At 42.2% G+C, this 25,294-nt stretch carries 12 protein-coding genes and 1 pseudogene; all 13 read right to left on the bottom strand.

Going from position 1 to position 25,294, the window contains the following annotated elements; all coding sequences use genetic code 11:
• A pseudogene (locus Q0954_RS24140) lies at nt 1–404 on the bottom strand (hypothetical protein); the annotation flags it as partial.
• A gap of 44 nt (nt 405–448) precedes the next feature.
• Nucleotides 449–2,740: a hypothetical protein gene (locus tag Q0954_RS24145; RefSeq protein ID WP_299461297.1), complete on the bottom strand. Its 2,292-nt coding sequence runs from the start codon at nt 2,738–2,740 to the stop codon at nt 449–451.
• Nucleotides 2,741–2,745: 5 nt separating this feature from the next.
• Nucleotides 2,746–4,653, bottom strand: a complete 1,908-nt coding sequence (locus Q0954_RS24150; protein ID WP_299461299.1) for a T9SS type A sorting domain-containing protein — start codon at nt 4,651–4,653, stop codon at nt 2,746–2,748.
• 68 nt (nt 4,654–4,721) lie between these two features.
• Nucleotides 4,722–6,563 (bottom strand): hypothetical protein, encoded by a 1,842-nt coding sequence (locus Q0954_RS24155; RefSeq protein WP_299461301.1) that lies wholly within the window; start codon nt 6,561–6,563, stop codon nt 4,722–4,724.
• A gap of 764 nt (nt 6,564–7,327) precedes the next feature.
• Complete coding sequence (locus Q0954_RS24160; RefSeq protein WP_299461303.1) at nt 7,328–9,199, bottom strand: OmpA family protein; 1,872 nt, start codon at nt 9,197–9,199, stop codon at nt 7,328–7,330.
• Between the two features lie 172 nt (nt 9,200–9,371).
• Entirely contained in the window at nt 9,372–9,536 is a 165-nt protein-coding gene (locus Q0954_RS24165; protein ID WP_299461305.1) for a hypothetical protein, read from the bottom strand.
• Nucleotides 9,529–14,298 (bottom strand): hypothetical protein, encoded by a 4,770-nt coding sequence (locus Q0954_RS24170; RefSeq protein ID WP_299461307.1) that lies wholly within the window; start codon nt 14,296–14,298, stop codon nt 9,529–9,531. Before Q0954_RS24170 ends, Q0954_RS24165 begins: the two co-directional genes overlap by 8 nt.
• Before the next feature lie 348 nt (nt 14,299–14,646).
• Nucleotides 14,647–19,338: a T9SS type A sorting domain-containing protein gene (locus tag Q0954_RS24175; RefSeq protein WP_299461309.1), complete on the bottom strand. Its 4,692-nt coding sequence runs from the start codon at nt 19,336–19,338 to the stop codon at nt 14,647–14,649.
• A gap of 97 nt (nt 19,339–19,435) precedes the next feature.
• Entirely contained in the window at nt 19,436–20,914 is a 1,479-nt protein-coding gene (locus Q0954_RS24180; protein ID WP_299461311.1) for an IPT/TIG domain-containing protein, read from the bottom strand.
• A 1,037-nt stretch (nt 20,915–21,951) separates the two neighbouring features.
• Entirely contained in the window at nt 21,952–23,349 is a 1,398-nt protein-coding gene (locus tag Q0954_RS24185; RefSeq protein WP_299461313.1) for a DUF4419 domain-containing protein, read from the bottom strand.
• A gap of 14 nt (nt 23,350–23,363) precedes the next feature.
• Entirely contained in the window at nt 23,364–23,885 is a 522-nt protein-coding gene (locus Q0954_RS24190; protein WP_366916756.1) for a hypothetical protein, read from the bottom strand.
• A gap of 194 nt (nt 23,886–24,079) precedes the next feature.
• The gene (locus tag Q0954_RS24195; protein WP_299461314.1) at nt 24,080–24,586 is read right to left on the bottom strand and encodes a hypothetical protein; all 507 of its coding nucleotides are present in this window, start codon (nt 24,584–24,586) and stop codon (nt 24,080–24,082) included.
• Nucleotides 24,587–24,868: 282 nt separating this feature from the next.
• The gene (locus tag Q0954_RS24200; RefSeq protein WP_299461316.1) at nt 24,869–25,048 is read right to left on the bottom strand and encodes a hypothetical protein; all 180 of its coding nucleotides are present in this window, start codon (nt 25,046–25,048) and stop codon (nt 24,869–24,871) included.
• Nucleotides 25,049–25,294: the final 246 nt, after the last annotated feature.

Raw genomic sequence — 25,294 nt, forward strand, 5'->3', positions numbered from 1 at the left:
CCATCAGGGATTCTTTTCGTCTTTAAATACTGCTGCCGAGAATACCCTAGAAAATCTAAGTTGTTCACATCAAAATAACCCGCCAAATCTGAGCCACTCAGGGTCTGGCTAGGTCCCAGATCGAGTAAAGGTCGGTAACTATCCCGCGTTTGTATGACAATTCCCCGCCCATCCACGCTTTCTAATTTGATCCGTAAGTACCCAGAATACGAGGTCAATCCGTTGAGTATCAGATTCAAGGTGATAATATTCGAATAAGTATAGGAGTGTAAAAAAGGGCTATGAGGAGGTCGGACTGTGGCGATGATCTTCACGCTGTAATTTTGTTGGGCATACACCGACTGGGACATCGTCCAGATAAGGAGTGCCAATGAACAACTAATGTATTTTTTGTATTGTTTCATTTTTTATCATTTATGCAATCACTGTTGCCTCTGCTATCAATAAATTAAAACTCTACAATCACTAACTTACTAAACTTAGATACTCCTCCTCGTTTGAAGTTTGCCTGAATGCGGTATTTATAACTACGGTTGAGTTTTACATTATTATCAGTCCAAGTACTCAAATTGCCTTTGATCATGGTATATGTTGTTAGGTTACCAAGCTCTTCTCCTTTGTATATAGTAAAACTTTGGGGAACTTTAGAATATTTATATTTCCAACGTAGTATCACTGCTAATGGATCGGAGCGAGTGCTGGCTTTAAAGTTTTGGATGGTTCCTCTAATACCTTTGTCTATCTTGCGTCCTACGACTGGTTTTGCGGGGGGAGATTCCAGACGACTAGAGTCGATGGCAATGATCGTGTATTGGTAATCTATTCCTGCTTCTATGGATTGATCAGTATATCGAATAATTGAATGATTGGAAGTGTCCATTACAGAAGGTTGCTTCGCTGTAGTGGCAACGAATGTCTTAATCAGCACCCACTCATTTGTTTTACCTCTTTGCTGGCGGTACATTGCATGGCGTGCCACATCGACACTACTACTGGGTTGCCAAGCCATATATACCCCGCTGTCAGCACTGATAACTTGAGTAAACACAGGAGGTACTGGTGGAATCAGATCCGGGCGACGGAGGGCTGCTACTTGTGAAAAGTCTGACGGATTGAAGTATTCGTCCAAGGCTTGTACTTTGTAAAGCACTTTAGGTGTGAGTGATTTCACGCCTACCGAATCTATAAACACGGTATCACTCATGATGGCTTTAGTTACTTGAGAAAACTCCTCCCCTGCATAGTTTGCCCGGAATACCCTGTACCCTACCACATCATCGTTGGGTGGGGGTTGCCAACTGAGGGTTACTTTTCCGGCAGAATCGACCGTACCTGTTACCAAAGTGGGTGGTTGGGGGGCAATCGTATCAGGTACCTGCACCAAAAAGGGGTAAGTATATTGTACATTTTGGCCAGAAGAAGGCGATGCTTGATTGTTTTTGCTCCCACCTAATGAAGAAACCGTTTTGGTTTCTCCGCCCAAAGGTTTTTTGCTGACAACACCTACTCTATAATAAGCTACTCCGCTTACCTGGGGATCAACGAATTTTCTCATGGTCACAGGCAAAGTCTTTTGTTTGTGTAACACTTGGTAGGGTACACCATTGGCTTTGCGGGCTCTTTCTACCACAAATCCCACAATGTCTTTGTGTTTGTCTTCTGGAAATGTCCATTGAAGCTTTACACTATAGTCTGCCTGCAGGATGGGTTTGGCAAGCTTGGGCAAAGGAAGGTTATTTGCCCATCCTTTACCAGCCAGTGTTTTGGAAGGGGGGCCTAATTCGCCAAAAGAAGTAAGTCCTCTTATCCGGTAGTGATAGGTTTTTTCATTATCAGGCAAGGAGTCTATACGGTACAAAAATCTACTCTGAATGCCCATATCTTCCTGGAGTATGTTACCAATCGGAGATTTGGTGGTTTTTTGGTAGGTTTTGCCTCCATCTGCTGAGCGCTCTACCCAATAAGCTACATAAAAGCGTTCGTGGTACCAACGATTCCAGGTGAGCATCACCGTGCGGTTGCCAAATGTGGCGCTAAACTCAATTGGTTGGGGTAGGGACTCGTAATCATCTACTCCAATGTATACATACCCTGTGTCTATTTTGTAGTTGATTGATGAGGGTAATTTCACAAATATTTTGTATAGGTACTTTTCCCCTTTTTTTACGTTAGTATCTGTCCAGGCAAGTCCACTTGCCTTGGCTACTTCCGGGGCATGGTCGCTCGCCATCAAAGCATAGGCAAAACGCATGTCCCGCTCTTTTACCCGGTTGATGATCTTTTTTAGTTCAGTGTTTTTTTGGGGGTTAGCAGTCAATCCAAACCCTTTGCCATAGAGTGCCTGTGCCGCTACCAAAGCATAGTTTTCTTTGTCTTTCCCCAAGTCGTTTGCCACTTTTTCCCAAGCATTGAGTGGCAAGGGTTTAAAGTTGGTCTGGTTGGTAGGAATCCTTTGGGGCTTTGCCAATATTTGTCCATTCCTAAGCACCATGTACTTTTCCAGCTGGTATCCATACTGGTTGCCATATTGCCAGGCAACTGGTCGATTGGGCGCCCAACGTAGTTTCACCTCACCTTTGGTAGTTCGAGCTTGCATTTTTACAGCGGGTTTGCCAATGACTGTATCTCGCAAAGTTTGGGCGCTCAATTGACCAAAAATACCCAAGCTAAACCAGAGAGTAAGCAAGAGATATTGTATATAGGCACGCCTTATAAAACACCTTCGGTTAATTGTCGTCATAGTCCTTATTTTTGGATAAGTAGTTGAATCATTGCTTCTTTTTGTCTCGCTGCCAATTTGACAAAATAAATACCATTGGGCAAGTGCTGAGGCAATGTAAACACATGTTTTTGTTTATGATTGATAGTAAGGTAAGCCTTATAGTGGATGGTACCTGACAGATCTGCCAACGAGAGTTGTACTCCATGACCAATGTTGGGGGGTAATTCCAGGGTTAGTTCGCCCGCACTTGGTATAGGGTACAATTTTACTCCCATTAATTTGTGCTGAGTAGCAACGCCTGTTACCTCTACATTAAAAGGACTACTGACTACTGCACAACCATTGCCAAAACCCACCCGCACTGTGTAAGTACCTGGAGCCCTTGGAATGTAGGCAGGATTGATGGCACCGTTTAAGGGCAGGTCGTTGTAAAACCACTGATAAGTCTGGGCATTGAGGGCTTCTGCATTTAACGTTGTTCCGCTTTGGGCAATGATGGGGTGGACAATATTGGCTACAGTGACAGGGGCTGAAGTACGACTGCAACCTTCTTCGGTGACAATGACTCGATAAATACCTGCTTGGTTGATTAATAAATCAGTAGAATTGTTTCCTACATTTTGTCCATCTCGCTGCCATTGATAGCTTGCTGTAGGACTGCCTGTAGCAGCCTGAAGGGTAAGGTTTCCGTTTACACAAAGTTCCCTTAGTCCATCTTCGATAATGGCTTTAGGATAAACATAACGAACCGTAATACTTGAGTAACTTCCTTCGTACAAGGAATCGATATTGGTAACATAGATGGTGCGGTTTGCTTGAATATTTTCTACCCTGAGACTGCTTCCTTCGGCAATGGGGACAGTAGTGCCTATAGTAGGTACTTGGTCATAGAACCTGAACTGACTCCCCCCAGTAGGATTGATGGTGGTTTCACCTATAGGACCGCAAACCTTTAAATCTGTAGGAAGCGTGGGGGTGGGGCTTGCATGATGCATACGAAAACGATTGGCAGCAGCCTGTACTCTAGTCTGGAGTTCGTTGAGGCTGGCACCTGCTACTATAGCAAAAGCTACAATGCTTGTTTGCCCAGGGGCTAAAGTAATCAGGCGTGCTGCCACAGTGTGCGCCACATCGTTGCCATTACCATTGACACCTGCTTGGGTACGCGCCAGGTTACCGGACATACTTTGGTACTTTTCGGCTTTGCTGAAGCCATCATTGATGTTTAGACTTCCATCTCCGCCGTCTTGATCAAAAGCATAATATTGGGGGGTTTGAGCAGTAAGCAAAGCGATGCCAGCATGACGACCTGCCCCTGCTGCTTCGTATACATAGCCCAACTGATTGCTTGCATCCCAGTTTGCCCTGTTTTCGGTAATTGTGCCCAGGTTCCAATCAGAGAAAATACCCAAAGACAGTTGTTTGATAGTATCACTGGTCACATTTTTAATACGGTACTCTATTACTACAAAACCCTGATCTGTTGTGGTATTCCAACCATACAGCTTTTGGGTCACTTGCAAGCCCAAAGGATTGGCAACCCCTGACTCCTGATACTTTGCTACGTATTCTTTAAAGTCACCCGCAGTGTTGCCTGTCGTAATGTTGCCCTGAAGGGCAAAGTCGGTACTACGGGCGGTATTGGTTTCTTTTACTACATCTGATATCCTGGTAGTGGATAGGCCTAACATTAATCCAGCTTCATTTCTACCAGTAGTAGTATTCTTGAGTAAGTCTTCGCCATTATACATAAAGCCGAGTTGTCCAGCCGTACCGTCATTGATACCCCAACGTCCGGTACCATCTAATGTCATAGATATTTTGCTGTTGGGCAGCTCTAGGTTTACTGTTTGGGCAATTACCTGGCTCGAGATGCTAAGCACCCAATAAAGAGTGAAGGTTGCTATATAACTAAATTGTTTTATTGTCATTGTATTTTTGATAGTTGTGCTTTGATGTTGTCCGGAATTACTTACAAATTTGACCTACCATAAAAAAGTTAAAAACTATAATTATAGCCTAAAGTAGCGGTAAACTCGGCAAAAGTATCACGACTGGTATCGGTAGCATTACGTCTGAGTGTAAGGATGTTTAAATTAAAACGGTGATTTTTAAGTAAGGTATAACCTCCGTTCAAACGTAAATTGATGATGCTCCCTGTAAGGTTGCTATCTAAATAACTGTTATTAAGCGAAGCTGCCAACGAGACTTTTAACCTCTTTTTGAGTAAGGTTTTGGCTAGTGTAATGGTGGGACCTACAATACGTGCCAGCGTGGTTTCAACTTCGTTTTGGCTATAGTTTAGTGCCAAAACAGTAGTAAACCCTATCTTATTCCAATTGAAATTATAGGAAGTACTGGCATTGTAAAAAACGGTTCCCGCATTGTTAGTGGTATTTCCTCCTTCACCGCTTGCTACTTGTACATTGGCGTTAGCGTTCCAAAACTGCCGATGTGCAGGAAGGTTTATTGTTTGATAATTGATGCTTATGTTGGCATTCTGAGAGATTTGGGTAAAATCAAGTGAATCGCGTAAGTTATCAAAGGGAGTCAATTGGTTGACAATGTCAAATTGGTTGCGAACGCGCGTAATGCTTTGAAAGTTGGAATAAGCCAAACTTAGGTTCAATTTAGGGTGAAGAATTGCATTGACATTTACAGAAGCACTTGCCCTACGTAGGGTACTCATATTTTGTTCGTTTAGGTTATTGCGTTGACTACCTACGCTGCCGTTGATCGAAAACTTACCTTGCCACATTTGGGTAGAAAAATTCAAGGTGATATTCTCAAAATCATTGTTAAAAAAGTAGGTTCCGTGGGTACGATAGTCTGGGTCTACCCGCTCATAGCCTATGCCCACCGTAAAACTTTGTTGGTTGTAGTTAACTTGCCCTTTGTAGGCATTATAATAAGCTGTATTGGCTCTACGGGTAAAGATTCCATCGGTCACTAAAAATACCGTCTGACGATTCCCGTCCTTTTCTTCTATACGTGCATCGGCTGTAATGGCACTGGTTGCCACTTCTGCTTCTACAGAGAACTTCTTCCACAAGGTCTTATTAACACGGGCACTCAGTACTACATTCTCTTCAGGAAACAAGCCTGTGCTATCGTCTAACTGAGGCAAAGAACCAGGTCGGTCTTTTGCTCCAAACACGATCAATTCCAACAGGTCGGTATTATCAGAAAAAGGAGCCGATTTAGTAGGTTCTTTTGGCTTTTTTTGGGGAGTTTTCGCCTGAGCCCTCAGCTCTCCATCACGGGTGTATTTACTTTTGAATGTCACCTTGCGACGGTATTTATTAGGACGAGGTTTGAAGTGTATCCCTAGTTTAACTCCGTAGCCCATTCGCTCGAAAGCACCTCCTTCACCAGTATTGTCGGGCATAGTAGCTTTTCGGAAACGACCATACAAAGCAGTTGCACTGACTCGTCCGGGCGGCTTGGCTTCGATGCCTCCTCCCAAAAATAAATGCCCACTCATGGTGTAAGGAGAAAGTGTGAGGGTGTTGTAGCCAATATAAAATTTCATCCATTTATAGGTAGGTTGAATACCGTATTGATTGAAACTAACAGAGGGTAGTTGATGACTAAAACTGAACTCTTGGTTGGTGTAACTAAAAGTAAGTGGAACGGAGACTGAGAACATGGAGAAAGTAAGGTTGCCACTCAGAAAATAAGTATAGGGGTCGCGACGTTCGTCTGTGCCTGATGCTCCATAAAATATTTGAGTAGCCGATACCCCTCCGCTTACCTTAAGCTTGCGTTCGTCGATAATGGACTTGGCTTCGCTGATAGAACGGGGGGGTGATAACTGAGCTGTAGCCTGATGGACACTCATTGTTAACATAATCACTATACAAGTGAAGCTTAGTTGAGTAAAAAAAACCACCATTTTATGCCTGAATGATGGTTGTATGTCTGTTTTCATAACTCGTGTACGCGATTGTAATCTAATGTGAAGTATGGCAAAGCTTTGATCTGTTTGGTAAAGGATAAAGGGTAATATTTCAGTTTAAGTGGTTAAGTCTTATGCTGATAATTTGTTATTCTGGCAGTTCTACCAAGACTATAAGTTTTTATTGACTATAGCAGCCTTCGTGAAGTGCAAAAAATACTACTATCTATGTCCAAATGGATATTATGTTTTTGAATCAGGAATGCTTGATCGTTTTAATAACCTTTTGACGGTTTATCATTTTTAGATCAATTATGCTAGTATATAGATATACCTAATTGCCTACAGTAAATGGACATTTGTTTATAAAAAAAAAGGCTTTGTAAGAGAGGAATATGTGTACAAGGTGATCATTTTTAGAAAATATAGAAAACTGAAATTTCACGAAAACTTACAAAGGGCAAAAAACGATGGATTTAGGCTCTTATAAAGAATTGGGCTGAAGGGTTATTATATACTCATGTTTGCTCTTCACTAGGGCAACCATTCCGATAAATCGCGAACTTCCATTGCATTACAGCAAGGGATTGCCCCTACATTTATCACTTTAAACTATACGTAAACACCTGTATATCAGAAATTTTAAAAACTTCGTACACTCGTGAAATGTATCCGTAGAATGCTTAAAAAGAGCCAAGATTGTATGCTCACTTTATTTTAAAATATAACTCTACCCGGCGGTTTTGAGCTCCATTAATGCCCAATGGACGGGCCTCACCAAAGCCTTTTACCTTGATCTGTTTAGCTTCTATGCCCAGTTTAGTCAAAAACTTCTTTACCGCCTGGGCACGCTGTTCTGATAACCTCAAGTTAGACCTCCAAGTACCTGCAATGTCGGTATGTGCTTCGACCCAAAGCAGCAAATCAGGTTGTTGACGCATGAGGTCGTAGACAGTTTTCAGATAAACACGCGACTGTGCATCGAGGGTACTTGATTTGTAGGCAAAGTGTAATACAGGGATTTTTATTTTGGCCAAAAGAGTGGATTTACCTCCATTTCTTTTGATAAAACTTGAAGTTTCATAAGGTTTAAACTGAGGAAAAGCTTTCATCAATTCACCTTCGGAACGAATAGATAAGCTTGGATTACCTTCTTTTTTGCCATTTACATTGCCTTGAACAACCCAACGTTGGCTCAAGTCAGCTTGGCTTATAACTTCGCCCGTGGCCGGATTTATAAACAGTTTATCTTGAGCCTTTGCCAAGTGCTCTTTCACTTCTCTTAGGTTTTTTTCCTTATTTTGAATGCTACTACCTGTAATATCGGCTGACATAGAACCCGATACTTTCTCTATTTTCTTGAGCAACAAAGGATTTTTAAGGGCATAATCAAGCGCTGACCAATCTTTTAAATATAATACCTGCTCGTCTGGCTCATAGCCTTTGGCAGTGGCTTTTACCTTGTAGCTATAGCCAAACCGTAAAGCCAGAGCAAAACCTCCTGATATTGCATCGGCTTTGCATAGTTTCAACAAGTAAGGTTTTTCACCGGCTTCTAAAAGGTACAACTCAAGTTTTGCATCATTGCCCAAAACATAGTTGTTTTGACCATCTTTAGTAGCCAACAACCTACCTGTAGTGTTGATTACCTGTTGCAATTGCAGGCTTTGTGGCAATGGATTTACTTGAAAAATATCGGGTGATTTTTTACCCTGAGTGCTATAATAAGCCTTTGTGCCCTTTTTTATTCCAATCACAGTTACAAATTGGTCAAAACTGGAACTGTTTAGTTCTGAGATCGCAGCCAATTGTTCCCAACCATCTTGTTTTACATTGAGCACTGCCTTATACAGGTCAAAGTCACCCTTCCCGTCTTTAGACAGTGACGAATATATGAGGGTTAACCCATCTGACTGAATGCGGGGGCATTTTGTACAACCAGTGTTTATACTAGCAGGCAGTTTTGTTGGCTTCTGCCAATTGCCTGTTTCTAAATCCTTTTGACTCACCCATAAGTCATAACAGGTATTTTGCGCGCGTTTGTTTCCATTGGGGCGGGCAAAATACAAAGCATCACCCTCAGCCGATACAGATGGGAAGTCTTCGGAACCTGTAGTATTGACAGGTGCCCCCAGATTTTGTGGTTTGCCCCATTTACCACCTGTACCACGATAAGCCACGTACAAATCTCTTTTGCCCATTCCCCCAGTAAAGTTTGCACAAAAATACAAGGTATTGCCATCGGGACTCAAGCAAGGAGCAGAGATAAAATCGGTTTGAAAACCATTGCCCACTGAAGGTTTTTGTCCGTAGTGATTGATTGATTCTATTGACCTTGGTTTTGACCATTTGCCGTTGGCTTGTAATCGGGATTCGTATAAATACCAAATTCTATAACGGTTATTATCGGATTGATACACCAATATTTTGCCATCAGCGCTTAGGGAAGGAGCATACTCTGTGTACTTTTTGGTATTAATGGTTTTACCTAAAGACTCCACTCCTTTGGGTAGTTTTTGGCTGTATGTCACACAAAAACTGCACAAGGTGAAAACAACCGATAAAAAAAGTTTTTGCATATTGTTATAGATTAATCAATTGAAGTTCAGAGGTACAAGCGACAAGTCTTGAGATGCCGATGTATATCGGTGCTTCAAGTGCCAGTTATATTCACACCTGAAATATGTAAATAGCTGGAAGTTAATATTTTACAGTTTATATGCTGTAACTTGGGTTAATTATTAAAAGCAATTACGTAGCCTTAGCATATCGTTTTTTTGGTTGTTCAATGGCTATATCGTTCAGTAATGCCTCACGCAATCGCCTGACAATTTTAACCATTGAACAATCTAAACCAGCAAACTCAGCATCAGCTACATAACACCAGTTATTGATCATTAGCCAGGAATTAGTCATTACCTGGGTTAATAATAGTAAACTTGCGCTCAAAGGTAACCCGATTGCTGCCAGGCAAGCGGTAACGAATGACTGCTTCATAACTTCCGGTGCTGATGCTCGGAAAAGGCGTAGTGAGTATACGGTCAATCCACGGTGCCGAAGTTGTCAGCTTAAGCGCAGCCGCTTTGTATACCAAATCCATATAGTCGCGTTGCACTACCGAAGGTATATTAAAAATGAATGCTCCCCGGTAATGAGCAGGTTTGGTTGCTTGCAATGTTTCTTCAGAAAGTACCGTTTGCCAGTTTTTCTGATTGATAAACATTGCCTTGAACGGTGGTATACCAAAGGGCTTCACACTGCGCTCTAACCCCACTCTTGACAAGTTTTGATAAATCAAAGGGTTGATTACATTTTGATACCAAGGCGTATTGCCAATCAATGCCTCTAGTTCAATAAGCGCTGGCTTGCCCCCTTCTCCGGCAATCTCAAAAAGATCAAAAGTTTCTTTGCCTGTATAGGTAGCCCCCAATACGTGTACACTGGTAGCAATTGGCCAGCTCCAGCCCGACGTACGGGTCAATGCATTGAACTTGTCGGCAAAAGTAGCATAGGCACTCGTACGTATCGGAGCATTGAAGATGTTTTTCTCTTTAAGTACCGAACGACTCCCTTCCAGCTTTTTCGAGGTCACCGATACGTTTGCCGAGTTATTTTTCTTTACTACATTGGTTACGTTTTCGTCTACCCTGGCCGCTTTGCCTTTGGGTACGTTTACAATTTGCCAGCGATATACTACTTCTTTGCTCAGGTCTTGCGGAATAGCAAAGTTAATCCGAACATTTGCTCGGTCATATACAAAAGGAAGTTCTTTGAACACCTGAGGGTTGTTGGCTGCCACAAAACGCAATTTTTGATCGAAGAGTTTCTGGGTTTCTTTATTTGCCAACAAATCGGGGCGTCCTTGTTTGAGCTGAATATAGCCTTGATTGGTTTCTCCTACGTGAAAGTTTAACTGCCGAATAACCGGGTAGCTATAGGCAATGTTTGGACGGGTGATATGGTCGGGGGCTTTGCCTGTTTTAAACTCCATGGTTTTCTTTTCTACTACCCCAGCCACTGGCTTCCAAACACCTGAGGTACCTTCTTCAAAGCTTACCTGTACTTCGGCATTCATTACCTTTTCGGAAGGTAAAATATCTTTGGGTACAAAAGACAAGGCGGTATGGTCTTCGTTCCACTCCATTTTGCCTTCAATTACCTGTCCGGTAGTACGCTCAGTTACTTTGAAATGATCTAACTTGACCCGGAATCGTTTCAGCTTATCTGCCACCGGATCTTTGAGTTCGAAAGTTTTGTTTACCGCCAGGTTGAAAGTTGCCTGAGGGGAAGTAAACACTCCTACTTCGGGGGTACCAGCGGCGGGGCTTACATCACTGATAATCTCGACTCCATCGAGGGCACTGCCTCCTACCAACTCACACTTTTTACCTATTTCAAGCTCAAACTTACAACTACCTTGGATCAAACCTCCCAAAATGCTAAAACGTCCTCCTACAATTCCCCTGATCCATACCGGGTTGGGTAGCTGCGCTTGCATCAGTGCGGCAAGCTCTCCTTGAATGATAGGGAAGTTGCCCTTTTTGAAAGGCAAGTTTACTCTGATGCCAATTTCTCCCTCAAAAAAACCGTATACCTGCCCTTGAGCATACCAATTATTGATTCCCACTCCTCCGGGACGTCCTTTACAACTGACTCCATCACCGTATTTTTTAAGCATCACATCAAAACCTAAACCCGCCGCAAAACGAGCATAAAACATCAGAAAACTCATATTGCCTGTGTCCATCGCAAAGCTCGACCCAAAAGCAAAACCTTTGCCCGCCAGCATTGCAGCATCGTCTCGTTCTTTGTTATACTCGCTTTGTAAACCCAAGATACGGATGACATTTTCGGGGGGAGCAGGCATTTCGGGAATGTGGTCGCCTACCATAAAGTAAGATCCAGTTTGAACCACTCCCATGATATTTACCCCAATGCGACGCTCTGGAGTACCAATATGTATATACCAGGTATCGGGGGCAAAATGTAGAACTGCCTCGCCTCCTCCCTTAATCACTCCACCTGCCACATTGATGTCTACACTCAGGTTGGCATGTAAGGTACTGTTGGGAATGTCAAAATCGATGCGTGCTATAGCCCTGATGACTCCGTTGCCTGACTTATTATAATCGGATAAACCTCCTGGTGTAGCACCTCCACCGATTTTTTGAGCAAGCTTTCCAAGCAAAGTAGTCTTTGCTTTGCTTGCCGCAATCTCAAGCTTGGTAATTCGCTTATTTACTTTATCCATTACATTTTTAAACTCCTTAGGTAGTCCAGCAAAAAAATTCACATCGGCGCTCAAACCAACTCTAATCAATCCTCCATTGCGGTTAAAGGCCATCTCAAAACCTGCTTCACCACTAAAAGTACCAGGGTTAGGTCCAATAATCACTACGCTTGCCTTCACCCCCAAAAAAGTGGCTTTGTCGGGTTCGTAGCTAATGCCCGAACGGGTAGCGCCTAATTGGTTGTTAAAATTGGGGTTGATGACACGTTTCATATGGTAGTAAGCTCCCCCACCGAAGCCTCCCAGTTGAATGCCATTGGCCACGAGCGGAATACCAGGGGTAAAAGTAGCCAGGGCATCGGCAAACCAATAATTAAAACCACGTACGTTGCCAAACATGGCCGAAGCTTTGACATCAATACGCATTTTTGATTTGCCAAAAGCCGCCTGAATATCACCCCGAAAACCTCGCCCATAAAGGTCATTATTTTTGTAAAACTGAAGGCTTCCAGCAAGCCTAAAAGCCCCCATGTCTATGTCAATGCCAATTTTGTTAAGCTCTACGTCTTCAAACACAGGTACTTGAAAACCCAACGGAGTATCTTCCAAACGTCCATAAATAGTAGCATAGGCTTCAGCGCCAAAACCATTTTTACCTTGCACAAAATTTACTTTGCCCCCTATCTGTAGCCCAGTTTGCCCCAGACGTTCGGCTTCGCCTTCGATAAAGCCAATTTTTTCTAAAGTAAAAGTAAAACCACCCAGCTTTTGAGTTTGACCTATGCTGCCCAACGACATGGCTCCTACACTCAAATAAGGCGCTTGAGTTTGGATGACCATACGTTCAAAATCTATGTCTTTCATTTGGAGGGTCTTGCTGAATTTTTTTCCTCCAATGTCGACAAACTTACCATTGAGGATGGCACGCGCCAGGAATTTGCCATCTTGTACACCTAACTCTAGCGACGAAGAACGTAACACTACCATTTTTGTTATTCCCCATAAATCAAACGTCGTATTTTTATTATAGCGTACTTGGGCTACATAGTCTCCTGCGTCGGGGTTGATAATGACCGTATAGCCAAGGTAAGCACTGGGATCGTCTTTGCTGATGGGCAAGCGAACTTTGCCGCCAAAATGAGCGGCTCGTAGTTGGGTGGCTTCCATTTTCACATAAAACTGTTCCACCGAAAAAGGCCATTTGCCCATTTTACCTTGCCCTTTAGCAATAATATTGGTGCCCCTTATTTCTCCAGTAAAACCTTGTTTGTCGATGAGGGCATTTTGGGCTACTATGTACAAACCAGATGAAGACGCCTGATTGTTATCGGTCTTTTTAAATTCGGGGGGCAGGTATAACCTAAACTCTTTGATAGACAAACCCCGCCAAAGGGGGCTATTACCATCGGGCAGGTAATTTTCGGCATACCCCACAGGAAACTGCTGCCCAGCGGCGTTGCGTTCATCGCTCAGGTCGAGTACTGCTTTGTTTACCACAAAACCAAAACGAGGTAAACGGGCTGCCTGGAAACGTTGGGGCAAGTCTATTTCTAACAAAATGTCGTTCCAACTACCTACTACTGCATTGAAACTGCCTTTGACCCTGCTCTGGGGGTTAGGGTCTCTTTTGCCCAATTCTTTTTCGGGTACCAATACGTTTCTGGAAAACTCTATTTGCCCTTTTACCCCCATACTCTTAAAACCATTGCAATCGAAGGTAACAAAGGTACCATCGGGGTTTTGAGCGCCCAAAGTAGTTTTCTCAAAAGTGAGCATATTATCTCCAAACTTCATCGGAAAGTCTACCAGCAAACCAATACGTCCTTGTTGAAAAGCACCATCTTGGGTAAAACCCACCTGACCCCAAAAATAGAGGGCACGGTCTTTTCCCTGACCGTCTTTACTTTCGGGTATGGGCAGCTTCATCGATACCTGGATGTAGCCATCCCCTTTACGAAAGTGAACCCCGTGTAGCACCAGTTTATATTCTTTACCTCCAATAATTCTTCTAATGCCCTTCGGAAAGTTTAACTTCAGGAGTTCGCCAGTGGTAATCGTTTTGACAAACAAATTCTCTTCTGTCACCTTCTTCAAATCAGCCTCTATCTTATTTACAATCTTGCGTATTGAGTCGGTCATTGGTCTTTTGAGCCGTTGCTGATACAAAGCGTGCATGTCTACACTTTCTACGGGTAATGCAGACAAACCATTGAGCCCGGCAAAAGAGCGGGTACTACCCAGTTGGTAAGTCTTAGAGACAAGGGTTGGTTTGACCAAGGTGGGGATTTTACTATTAGCAATATGCGAAGGCATCAGCACTATAGTGGTGTCGGTTCGCAAAGTATCGTTTGCCCAGGTTGTAAACGACAAAAAGACGCTCAACAACAAAACGGGCACACTTAAGGCAAACCTTCGCCTTTTGTTTTTAGGTAGGATTTGTGTTTTCATAACTCTTGATCAAGTATTGTAGTTAATGTTCGTATTGTTCGATAGTTTTCCGCTTTACAAACCCGTGGGGGCTACCCTATTAGAGAGTAGCCAACAAACAGTATACGCATTTAGAAGTGTACGAAGTCTTGTAATCATCTGATAATAAGTATTTTGCAAGGTTAAAGCGAACAAAAACAAGGTTGTTTTCACTTTTAAAAGGTGTTTTATACGCTCATTTTTGTTCTTTGCTAGGGCGACCACAAGGGTAGCCCCTGCAACTAACACCTTGATTTATATGTAAATATCTGTATATCAAGGATTTTAAAAACTTCGTACAATCCTAATACGCATTTGCCAATTACTCCCTTATTTCACCACCACCTTCAACATCTTTTGCTCAGTGGGGGTTTGCACCCGCACTACATACACCCCTTGGGTCATTTCGGGAATGTGGAGCGACCAATGATAATCGGTTTTTCCACTGCCTTGGATGGGATGAGGATAACGCCAGCGATTGCCCGATGAAATGTTGAAAATCTCTACCGATACCGGGGCAGCTTGCGCCAAAGATACGGCAATGTTTACCTTGCCACCAGTCACCGGGTTGGGTGATACCTGGGCAGTAATTTGTTGACCTGCTTTGCCTGACTGGGCAAGACGCTTGTCTTCGGCTTTCACTACAGTTACCTGGCGTTCAAACACGTCCTGGCAACCACCCAACGAGGCGTACAAACGCACCGTATAGGTTCCCTCTTTGGGAACGAGCAAATGTTGCTTAGGGTTAGTCACGGTGCTCTCCAGCAAAAACACGTCTTGGTCAAGCCCCTCGATGTCCCAAAACAAGGTGGTAGGCGCAGGGCGGCAAATCTCAATAAGCACCACCGTATCGCCCACTACCGCATCGGAAGGCATCAGAAAATCGGCTTCGAAGGCACTGGCTGAGTTTGCCAATTTGTACTGCCCACTACCGCTGCAACCCGCCGCAGTGGTTACGGTCAGGAAATAGGTATCAGCGGTGTTTACGGTTACTTCACTGGCACTACTGCTAAAATTCCCACTCGCCGAAGTCCAGGCATAAGTAGCAATGGTGTTGCCCGCCGGAATGGTCGGCTTTAAAGTCACACTTTGCCCCACACACACCGTACTGCCAACACCCAAGTCTACACTGATGGGCAAGGGGTTTTGTAAGATAAAACTCGCCTGTCGGGTACAACCTTTAGCATCGGTCACTGCTACAGTGTAGGTGCCCGCGCTGAGGTTATCAAAAGAAGTGGCTCCGTCCGCCAGTCCGTTGTCCCACTGAATAGTATAAGGAGCAGTACCTCCGCTGATCGCAACTGCCAAGCCACCATTGGTGCTGTTGTGGCAAGTAGGGTCTTGGCTCATTTGGCGGGTAATGAGCAAAGGTTCGGGGCCTGGCACGAGTACCCGCTCGAAACGGATACAACCTTTGGCATCTTGGGTCTGAAAGTCGTGGTAACCCTTGGCAAGTCCGCTGAGCTTGAGGGTAATGGCGTTTTGCCAGGCAATTTGCCCAGTTTCGTTGCTATTTACCCAACTTACCTGGATAGGAAATGCACCTTCTACACTAAAAGTAGCTGTACCATCTTTTGCTTCGGCGCAAGTGGCTTGGGTAATGTTTTGGTTAGTCACCGTGGCGGCATCGGCATTGGACAGTTGTACCACCTCAGTCACCGAACAACCCAAAGCATCAGTAACAATCATTTCATAAGCCCCTCCTTCAGCGTTTGTTAGTTGGGCGGAAGTGCTCCAGGTTTTTAAGGTCCCCAAGACCTCCTCATATTTTTTCCAGGTGTAGCTATAAGGAGTCGTTCCTCCGGTAGCCACTACAGTAGCACTGCCATTGGGCAAACCACAAGTGGCGGTGGTGATATTGCCAATGGTGGCTAATAGTTGGGCAGGTTCGGTGATGGTGAAACTCAAAGTTTGCTGGCAACCTTTATGGTCGGTAGCTTCTATAGTATAACTGGCTGCTGCCAAACCCCGAAGGGAAATTTGACGATTGGTTGTCCAAGTATACCAATCAGTTTCGGCATAAGGGGCTCCATTGACTAAAATAGTATAGGGTTGAGTACCCGCATCATTGCCTCCAGTTGCTTCAAAAATATAGGTACCATTATAGCCTCCTTTGCAACTCACGTGGGTAATTTGCTGTTGGGCAAGCATAAGTAATAGCGGTTCTTTGATCCTGACGGTAGTACTAATGGTACAGTTTTCGGCATCGCGGGCGTACAACGTGTGGTCGCCTGCGGCAAAGCCACTAAAAACAGCTGAAGCCTGGAAATTGGTACCATCTTTAGAATAGGCATAACCACCCCAACCACCCACTACGGCGAGGGTCACACGACCATCGCTGCCTCCGTGACAAGAGACCGAGTCTATGGTAAAAGAAGCCACTTCAAAGGCAAAAGCCACCGCAGATTCATCTATAGTAGTAGAAGTTTCGAACCAACCTCCGGTCACAAAATTGTGGCATCCTTGGGCATCTTTTACTCTGAGCTTGTAGGCGCCCGCTGGACGGTTACTCAAGGTAGCAGTGCTTTCGGTGGCTCCCAAGGTAATCTCAGCGGTTATGGGGCTATTGGCTCCATCTAGCCACTGGATGGTATAGGGTTTGACTCCTCCGCCAATGGTGGCGGCAATGCTTCCGTTGCTTTCGCCTTTACAAGTGACCCGCTCAGTAATGAGCGATGCTGTAAGCACGGGAGATGCCTGTAGTTGAATAGGCAAACTCATGTATTCACAGGTTTTGTCGTCTACTACCCGAATGCTGTACACCACAGTGCCCCCCTGGAAGTTGGTCGGGCGCAAGCCCGTAAACAAAGCCGAGGTGCCCATTTGAGTGGCTATTTTAGCGCCGTTTTCGTTGAGTTCTATAGTATAATTGCCATTACCTCCGGTCACATTGTCTACCCTAATTTGCCCGTCTTCACCATTGGCACAAGTGACATGGTAGGTAGCAAAACGCAGCACTGGGGTAATCGTAGCAGTCAAAGTAGCCGGAGCCGTTAAGGTAACGTTACCTAATACTTTAGCGGGCTGGGGACAATTATTTTGGCTAATTTCTACGCTGTAGTTCGCCTCAGCAAGTCCAGTAAATACTACCGAGTCGCCTACTGTCACCCCACTAAGCGAAGTGGTACCAAAACCCACAAAAGTCGGGGTATTTACTACTGTTCCGCCTTGTTTGAGTACCAAAGTATAGGCGGTATTGGGGGCAATAGCGTTGCCTGTAGTTACTTTTACGCCCAGTCTTCCGTCGCTACCGCCTTTACAGGAAATGGCGTGGGTGCTGCCCGTTTGTGGAATGCCTGCCAGGGTACCCACTACAGGCACCAAATCGGTCAGGATTTGGGGTGTGGTAATGTCGTAGTTGCCTCCGCTACTACAAGAATGCTTCAACTTAAAAGTATAGCTGCCCGCGGGCAAACCAGTAAAAGTGTGCCCTCCCGAAACATAGGTAATACCGTTGGCGGTGGCGTGGGCAGTGCTTGTTCCATCTTTGTAGGCTTCTATAGTATAGGTACCACTCTCGTTGCCTTGGGTAAAACTCACTGCAATGCTGCCCGTGCCTCCTTCGCACACAATGGGGCTTGCTACAGCAGAAGTAGCCACTGTAGTAGATGGATTGGACAAGGTAATGGCTCCAGGGTTGGGCAAAGTAACCAAGGTGGTTGCCCCGCAACCCGATTCTCTAATTTCGAAATGATAATTGGCGGCATCCAACCCTCCAAAAGTATGATTGCCCGGTGACAGGTTAGGACGGGTTTCTACCAGAGCACCATTGCGGTATTTGAGAATAGTATATTTGTAAGTACCAGACTGCGCCGCAGCTCCCCCTCCGGCGGTGAGTACAATTTGTCCATCAGCCGCACCAATGCAACTGGGGTTACTTCTTTGGGCGGTTTGCTCGGTGAGGGTAACAGGAGAAGGAGATTTTATTTTGATGAGGTATTTATTAAAACAATAACGTGCTCCTGAAGCATCTTTATTCTCTATAGCCAAAGTATAACTCCCTTTGCCTTTTCCACTAAAAACTTCATCAATTCCAGGATTACCACGATTCTCTACACTTATTGGAAAAGAACCAGAATCTAGTATATCACTAAATATCAAATCAGTCGGATTAGATGGGATAGGGTATAGAAAGTCATTTGTATAATCTCCCTCTGCCAAACTATAATAATAATTATTAGTTGGGTTATAAGGATTGTTAAACTTAACTCGAATACTAGCATTTAATCCATTTGAGCAAGTGAGGTGACGCACAATTACCTCGCCTATGGTAGTCGTTCCCAGTTTAAGTGGAATTCGATCTTCCAACTGCCAACCATTAGATTGATTATCACTGTAAGCCACACCGGAAAATGGGTCAGGAGCCGCAGAAAACAAGTAAATAGGCAATGCCCCCCCAAAAGGAGCCACCAGCTTCCCATAACGAAAACCTCTTGCCCGGTAAAGCATATTCTGTGGACTTGCCACTTTAGGAGCATTGATGACTAGAGAAGGCGTAGTGGTGTAAGCCGTGCCGCTGGTGTTAGCAGCATCTGTCCAAGTAGCCCCTCCATCGGTAGACTGTTGCCAATGGTACTGCTCAATTTTATCGTTGGTTTGTATGGGCAAACTCAAGGTAAAGCTACTCCCCGAACACACACTATTGTTAGGAATGGTAGGAACATACATTAACTGAGGCATCCACCGAAATGCAAATCCCCGGTTGCTACACCCATTCGTATTAAGTGGTATGACAGTTTGAGAATGAAGTACGCCTGCGTCATAATCGGAAAGGGTGGTTACTTCGGCAGTATACTCACAGCCTCCATCTTGCACCAAAGGGTCAGGGTAAAAATGCCCTTTAGAAACTCCTGGTAACTTATTTTCCCCATTGAATACTATAGTGTAAGACTCAGAAGCACCTATGCCAGAATTAGTCACCGTGATGTTGCCCACCAGCTGTGCCTGAGCAACAAATTGAATGCCCACTGAGAGTAAAAATAAAATAATAAAATGCCTGAATGTAGTAATTGTAAATTTCATGATGGATGGATTAAAAAAGCTAATCATTGTATCGTTTGATCACACATAAGAAAGCCAAAGCTAACAGTCAATACTAGCTTCAGGCTTTTCAATGCTTTTATTTAGTAGGGTCAAATTCCCAGAAAGAGCTTCTACTAAAACCTCCTTCTCTAACATAAACTTTGCTATTTATGGAAAAGGCATCGGTGTAAGATGGAAATTTAATGCTTCCTGATAACCCCCTCTTTTTAGACCAAGTGTCCGTACTAGGGTTATATTCCCACATAACATAATTGCTTTGACTTCCGGTAGCTGCATAACTCTTTCCATTAATTACCATACCTGATAAAACGACTGCTTCTGGGAAACTTTTTAACCCTGTCCAGGAATCATTATTCGTATTATATTTCCATAGCTTTCTGTCATTTGCAACTATATAAGCAACATCATTGATTACAAATGCTGTTTTGGTACTGACAAACGGAAGGTTATTCTTTTGCCCCCAGACTCCCAAAGATATTTCCCATAATTCATTTGAACCTGATTTTATTACAAACCCAGAACTCCCTACGGAAAAGGCTGCTTCTCCACCTTGAATTGAGTAAGTACCAGCAAAATCAGTCAATTGTGCCCAAGTATTGTTAGCAGGCTTATATTGCCAAAAATCTTTTTTCTCAGCTTTTGTTTCGTCTAAACCCAAACCCACAAAAGCAATATCATCTATCACAAACACAACAGGTGCCGTACGTTTACCTCCTGGATAACTGGCTTTTTGTGTCCAAGTATCATTAGCAGCATCATATTCCCACAAATCACTCAATGCTTTATCAAATTGCTGATCAGTTCTTCCCAAACCTATATATCCCTTTGTTCCTATACCAAAACTTATAGCAAACTCTCTAGCGCTACCCCCAAAATCCTTTTTTTGTGTCCATAAACCACCTAAGTAAGTAAAATCAGGGGTAGAAGCGGCAGCTAACCCTTTGATGGTTGCGGTGATTTTGTTGGCACCTTCGGTTACTCCGCTGGGTACTACTACTTTTATTTCGGTTTCGCTTACACTCAAAATGGTAGTGGCAGCGGTGGTACCAAATTTAATGCTTGTTTCGGCGGTGGTGGCGTTAAAGTTGGTTCCCTTAATCGTGACAGTATCGCCTTGACCTGCTTCAGTGGGGGTAAACTCGGTAATGGTAGGGCTACCCGTTGTGCTAAAGGTTTTATCTTCGCCATAGACTGTTCCCTGGGCATCGGTGGCGTAGGCGCGCACGTGGTAAGTTTTGCCCGCAGCAAGCCCAGTCACGGCGTGTTCGAATGCCCCTGCTTCGGTTTTTGCTCCCAGCGAATGTTTGCCCACCGAGTTGAGGTCAGGGCTGGCGGTTTCCCCCCAGACAAAGCCGTGATCGGTAATGCCTCCTTCACCCACTATCGAGATGCTCCCTTTGAGCGTCACCGAAGTAAAATCTACCGAAGTAGGAATAAAAGTGCTCAGGCTGGTTTGGGCACGCTGTTGAGGGTCTTCTTCTTTTTTCTTACAGCCAACGGTGAACAAAAATAAAGCTGCCAATAGCAATGAGAATTGTTTTTGGATTAATCGCATGGAGTTTAGGTAATTGTGAATAAGGGTAAATAGCTGAAAGATAGCTAGGTATACCTGCTTATTTGTTTTATTTAATTTTGAATTGGTACTTGATATAGTGAAAAGCTTTCTTACTATGTATACCCAAATCAGACAAGTTGTTTGGACATTTTTTTGAAAAAAACTTCGAAAATATGGACAAATATCGCCATTTAGATGTAGTTGGACAAGGATAAAGATTTTTTGTGGAAAGGAGGCGTGATAATTTTTTCTAAAAATAGGCATTTCTTTATTGCCATGCTTTTTTTTCTTGGAGACAACCTGTCGAGGTAAGGTTTTGGGGCATTATTTGGGTTTGAGTACAGTTGGTGAAAGGTCTACCAAACACCATAAGCTCTACTTGGTGGTACCAAAAACAAGGTGTTAGGCTTTTTGTGCAAGTTTAGGCAAAAGTGGGGCTAATGGTCCATAAAAAAACACCTAAACAAGCGTTGCTCTTGCCTAGGTGTATCTCTGAAATGTCAATCAGTGCCTGATTCCTGATTGTAATAAATATATAGCTCTAATATATATAGTTCGTCATCCTTTGTCTGTGTATACCCCTTGCCCACTCCCATAGTTGGCTTTTTTCGGTCAATGCATCCATAGCATCGGTAAGCAACCATACCGCCTGGACAAGTGAAAAACAAGTAAATGCTCGTAGAAATTAGGCACGCATCGCAGATGCGCAACAGTGGGGGGTAAAAACCAAGCAAGCTTATTCATAAAAAAGATACAAATGACTTGGCTTTCACTTTCTAACCAATCGAGGGCTTCATCGCGGTTGTTCCATTTTATTTGGCGGAGCTTCTGTATTTCGGCGGGCTTTAGCGAGGCATAAAAACCTGTTTGCTCACACTGGTAGTTTCCCCGGCCATCGACGTTTTGTTTTTAGATAAAAAAAGCCAAGTACAATGACTTAGGCTTCATATAACAACTAATAGTTAATCCATTAAAAATCAACCACTTAAGCTCAATACTTGTAGAGGGTATATTAAAATACGTGCTAAGTGAGGGGGTTAAGCTAAAAATTCGAAAAAACCATCTAAATCAAAAGGAAAAACTCCATTTACAATTAGGCTAATCTCTTTTTCATAGTACAATTTTATTTGTAACGTTTCTATAATCTTTTTATCGTTTTCATTGACCTTGCCATATACTCTTAGTGTCTCTACATCAATTTCAGGGAAGTTTAAAGGTAATTTAACTTCGCTTTGAAAATTCAAATTTAACTCTCGCCACTTTCTCTTATCATTGAGTAGTTCTTCAGGAAAGCAAGTTAAATTAGAATATGTGCCAATTTCAGTTTGTTTGTCAACTTTACTTTCATCTCTTATTTTTGAATTATCCTGATAACTTACAAACCAACCAATTTCAGGTTTTAAAGCATACGTTTCTTTATTTTGCTTCAAGCCTACAAAACCAGCCCAAAGTTCCATAGGTATTTGTTGGATAACCTCATTTTCTTTTACTTTGATTAAATATTCAAAGTCAACACACACCAATTCTTTAGGCAATAAATCTATGATATCTTCAATTGTTATCCCTTCTGCTTTTTTTAAATCTATCTTGTTTCCTTTTTTATCGTAAGGGTAAAAATTCGTAATCCATCCATCTATACTTTTTGGGCTTCCATATTCTTCTTTTGTATGAACCTTAAACATGTCAATCCAAAAATCTCTATCCACCTGCCCTTTAGAAGTTGCGACAAACTCCTTAATGATCATATTTAATTTATTCACCCACCATTCCAAACCAAACTTTTTTAAATAGGCCAGTTTGTCAAGTATTTTATACCAGTCTGAAGGTTCACCCTCTAGAGTAATTGTTGGTATACCACAAATCATATAGGCTACTCCATATTCAAAATATGCTTTTACAGTATCCAAAATAGTAATTTCACTTACAATCCTTTCTGTAGAAGTCGTAGTACTAAAATCGGCTTTTAAAGTATCGAGCAAACCTTGATCAATATAACTTGTTAACTGGTTGATGAATTGTTGAGGTATATCCTCCCATGTAGAAGAAGTTCGGCCTAAAATCACCTCATTGTTGGTAACAGTTAATCTTTGCTTTTTTTTTAAATAAGGAAAGATATCATTTTGTTGTTGGGCATTGATATTTACATGGTTTGAGAACCCTTGACAGATAGTTAACCATACAATATCAGGGGAGAGTACAAAAGGGCGATGGTCAGAGTAGGCTTTATACATTCCATACAATAATGAATGGTATCCCATGGGTACTATATTATAATCAACCTGATTATGATGTTCTACTTTTTCTACAAACTGTTTGATAACTACCTGAAGTGGTTTTTCTGTTAGTAACTCACTTGGTGATTCTAAAGTTTCTATGTCAAAAGTAATTGATTTTACTTTTCTGCCGTTTATTATTGTTTCTTCGTGAATGATCATAGTTTTGTAATAATTTAAAGTCTAGATGCATCAAAGATATACCAATTTCCAGATTCGTATCTGCCGTTTGGAAGTTTTACTTCATAACCATGTTTTCCCATTTTTTCCAAAAGTTTATCTAGCCCCGCTCCATACTCTAGATGTTTTTCTAATTGTCCATCATAATATTTAATTACTCCATTTTTATCTTTAATGACATTGAAAGCATGACCACCCGTATACTTCATTCCATCTTCTAATCCACCTTTGAATGACGCGAAGATAAACGATGAGTTATTTGGAGCTTTGTTTAACAAGTTAGATACAAATGATAAATTATTTATATTCCCTACTTGCTTATATGCTGATGCAATCCTGGGTCTGTGAGGAAAAGGGTTTATGAAAGGTTTTTTTATATTGGAAGCATCCCTAGGCACTTTTTTTAAAAACTCTTCAAGCCTATTTAAACCATTTAGCCCCCTTTCTCCAACGAAAGATTCGAGAAAAAAACGAGCATCAAGTATTGGCTTATTTAAAAGTTTGCGTGCAACAGACATTGCAACTGTTGTACAATTACTTGCATTCCCAGATTGTGAAACTGCATTTGCTACATTTGCAAGATGGGCCTTTTTTTGGTATGCCAGTGGGAGATGTCAAAGCCAGGCAAATGATCTGGCTTTCACTTTCTCATAATCGCATTATAAATGCTCGTAGAAAAAGGAACGCATTGAAATGCGTACTAGTGGGGAGATTAATTTTTCTCTTTATGGATTTGCCTCTCTATGGTCTCAAAATAAGTTAAAAATATTTTTGCAAACTCATCTATACTTACGCTTACCCTTGTGTAGAGGCTATTCAAATCATGGAGTGTATAACTTGGCTTTCTATTATTTTCATTTAAGACTTTCTTGTCAAAAAATATTTCAGTTTTTTTATTTACATTATTTTCATCTTTAATATACATAGCCATATTTTGAAGTACTTCTCTTAAACCCAGAAAAGCAAAAGGATAAACTTTATAACCAAGAGCCTCACCAAAGCTATCTGAATATAGTAGTTTAACAGCTTGGCTACCCATGAAACCCAATAAACCTGAGTTTTTGAAATCCGTATTATCTCGCCATTCCATCCAAGAATACTCACTCCCCATAAAGAATACATATTTTTGCATTTGAACTTGTTGATCTAGCTTTTGTAATAGTTCCGTAGAAAAATCATAAAACATCAAAGTCCATTTATTTTGTTCTATATCTTCCAACTTACCAGCCTTAAAATCAGCCTTTATTTTTGGAAAATATGACCTCCTAAGTTTTTTTTATTTTTTTAAACTCTAATTTTTGATACTTATTAAGCACTTTTTTTGAGGTTTCCGGATAACCTATAAACATAAACTTTCTTTTCATATTAGCTACTTTAAAATGTAGTAGACATTATAATTTGATGGTAAAAAATCAGTCAAATGTAAGCCAGGAAAAGGGTTATAGTGTTTATCATATGCTACACTATTCGGAATATTCCAATACCTGACTTTAATCATAATTTATTCTTTACTTTCAATGTAATTTAATATTTGTTTGATATGATGTTCACTTAAATCCTCAATAAACTTAGTATATACATCAGATAAATACTCTAGTTGTTCTTCATTAAATATTTCTGGAAGATCACCAAAATTAATTAAAGCCTCTTCATCAAGTTCAACTTTACATTCCTCTAACAAGTACTTCTCTACAACTACTTCCCATACCTGGTCAAAACTTTCTTTACATATTTCTGCTGCACAATATATTTCAAAGCCAGTTTCCTCCTTATCGATATTAAATATACCCTCCTTAGCTCGACTTTAGCCTTATGTAGCATACATTAATGCCTGCTGCATATGCTCGAGTAAATCTTTTGATATTGTTACTTTACACTCGCCTGTTTTTGGCGAGTGTGAAAAATTAAATTTATTCCAAAAAAGCCC

The sequence above is a fragment of the uncultured Microscilla sp. genome (genome assembly GCF_947493425.1).
Classification (GTDB): domain Bacteria; phylum Bacteroidota; class Bacteroidia; order Cytophagales; family Microscillaceae; genus Microscilla.

Excerpts from the sequence above, each read along its gene's own strand:
- Q0954_RS24180 (WP_299461311.1), bottom strand. The coding sequence starts at position 20,914 with ATGCGATTAATCCAAAAACAATTCTCATTGCTATTGGCAGCTTTATTT.
- Q0954_RS24160 (WP_299461303.1), bottom strand. The coding sequence starts at position 9,199 with ATGCAAAAACTTTTTTTATCGGTTGTTTTCACCTTGTGCAGTTTTTGT.
- Q0954_RS24175 (WP_299461309.1), bottom strand. The coding sequence starts at position 19,338 with ATGAAATTTACAATTACTACATTCAGGCATTTTATTATTTTATTTTTA.
- Q0954_RS24155 (WP_299461301.1), bottom strand. The coding sequence starts at position 6,563 with ATGAGTGTCCATCAGGCTACAGCTCAGTTATCACCCCCCCGTTCTATC.
- Q0954_RS24185 (WP_299461313.1), bottom strand. The coding sequence starts at position 23,349 with ATGATCATTCACGAAGAAACAATAATAAACGGCAGAAAAGTAAAATCA.
- Q0954_RS24165 (WP_299461305.1), bottom strand. The coding sequence starts at position 9,536 with ATGACTAATTCCTGGCTAATGATCAATAACTGGTGTTATGTAGCTGAT.
- Q0954_RS24190 (WP_366916756.1), bottom strand. The coding sequence starts at position 23,885 with ATGTCTGTTGCACGCAAACTTTTAAATAAGCCAATACTTGATGCTCGT.
- Q0954_RS24150 (WP_299461299.1), bottom strand. The coding sequence starts at position 4,653 with ATGACAATAAAACAATTTAGTTATATAGCAACCTTCACTCTTTATTGG.
- Q0954_RS24170 (WP_299461307.1), bottom strand. The coding sequence starts at position 14,298 with ATGAAAACACAAATCCTACCTAAAAACAAAAGGCGAAGGTTTGCCTTA.
- Q0954_RS24145 (WP_299461297.1), bottom strand. The coding sequence starts at position 2,740 with ATGACGACAATTAACCGAAGGTGTTTTATAAGGCGTGCCTATATACAA.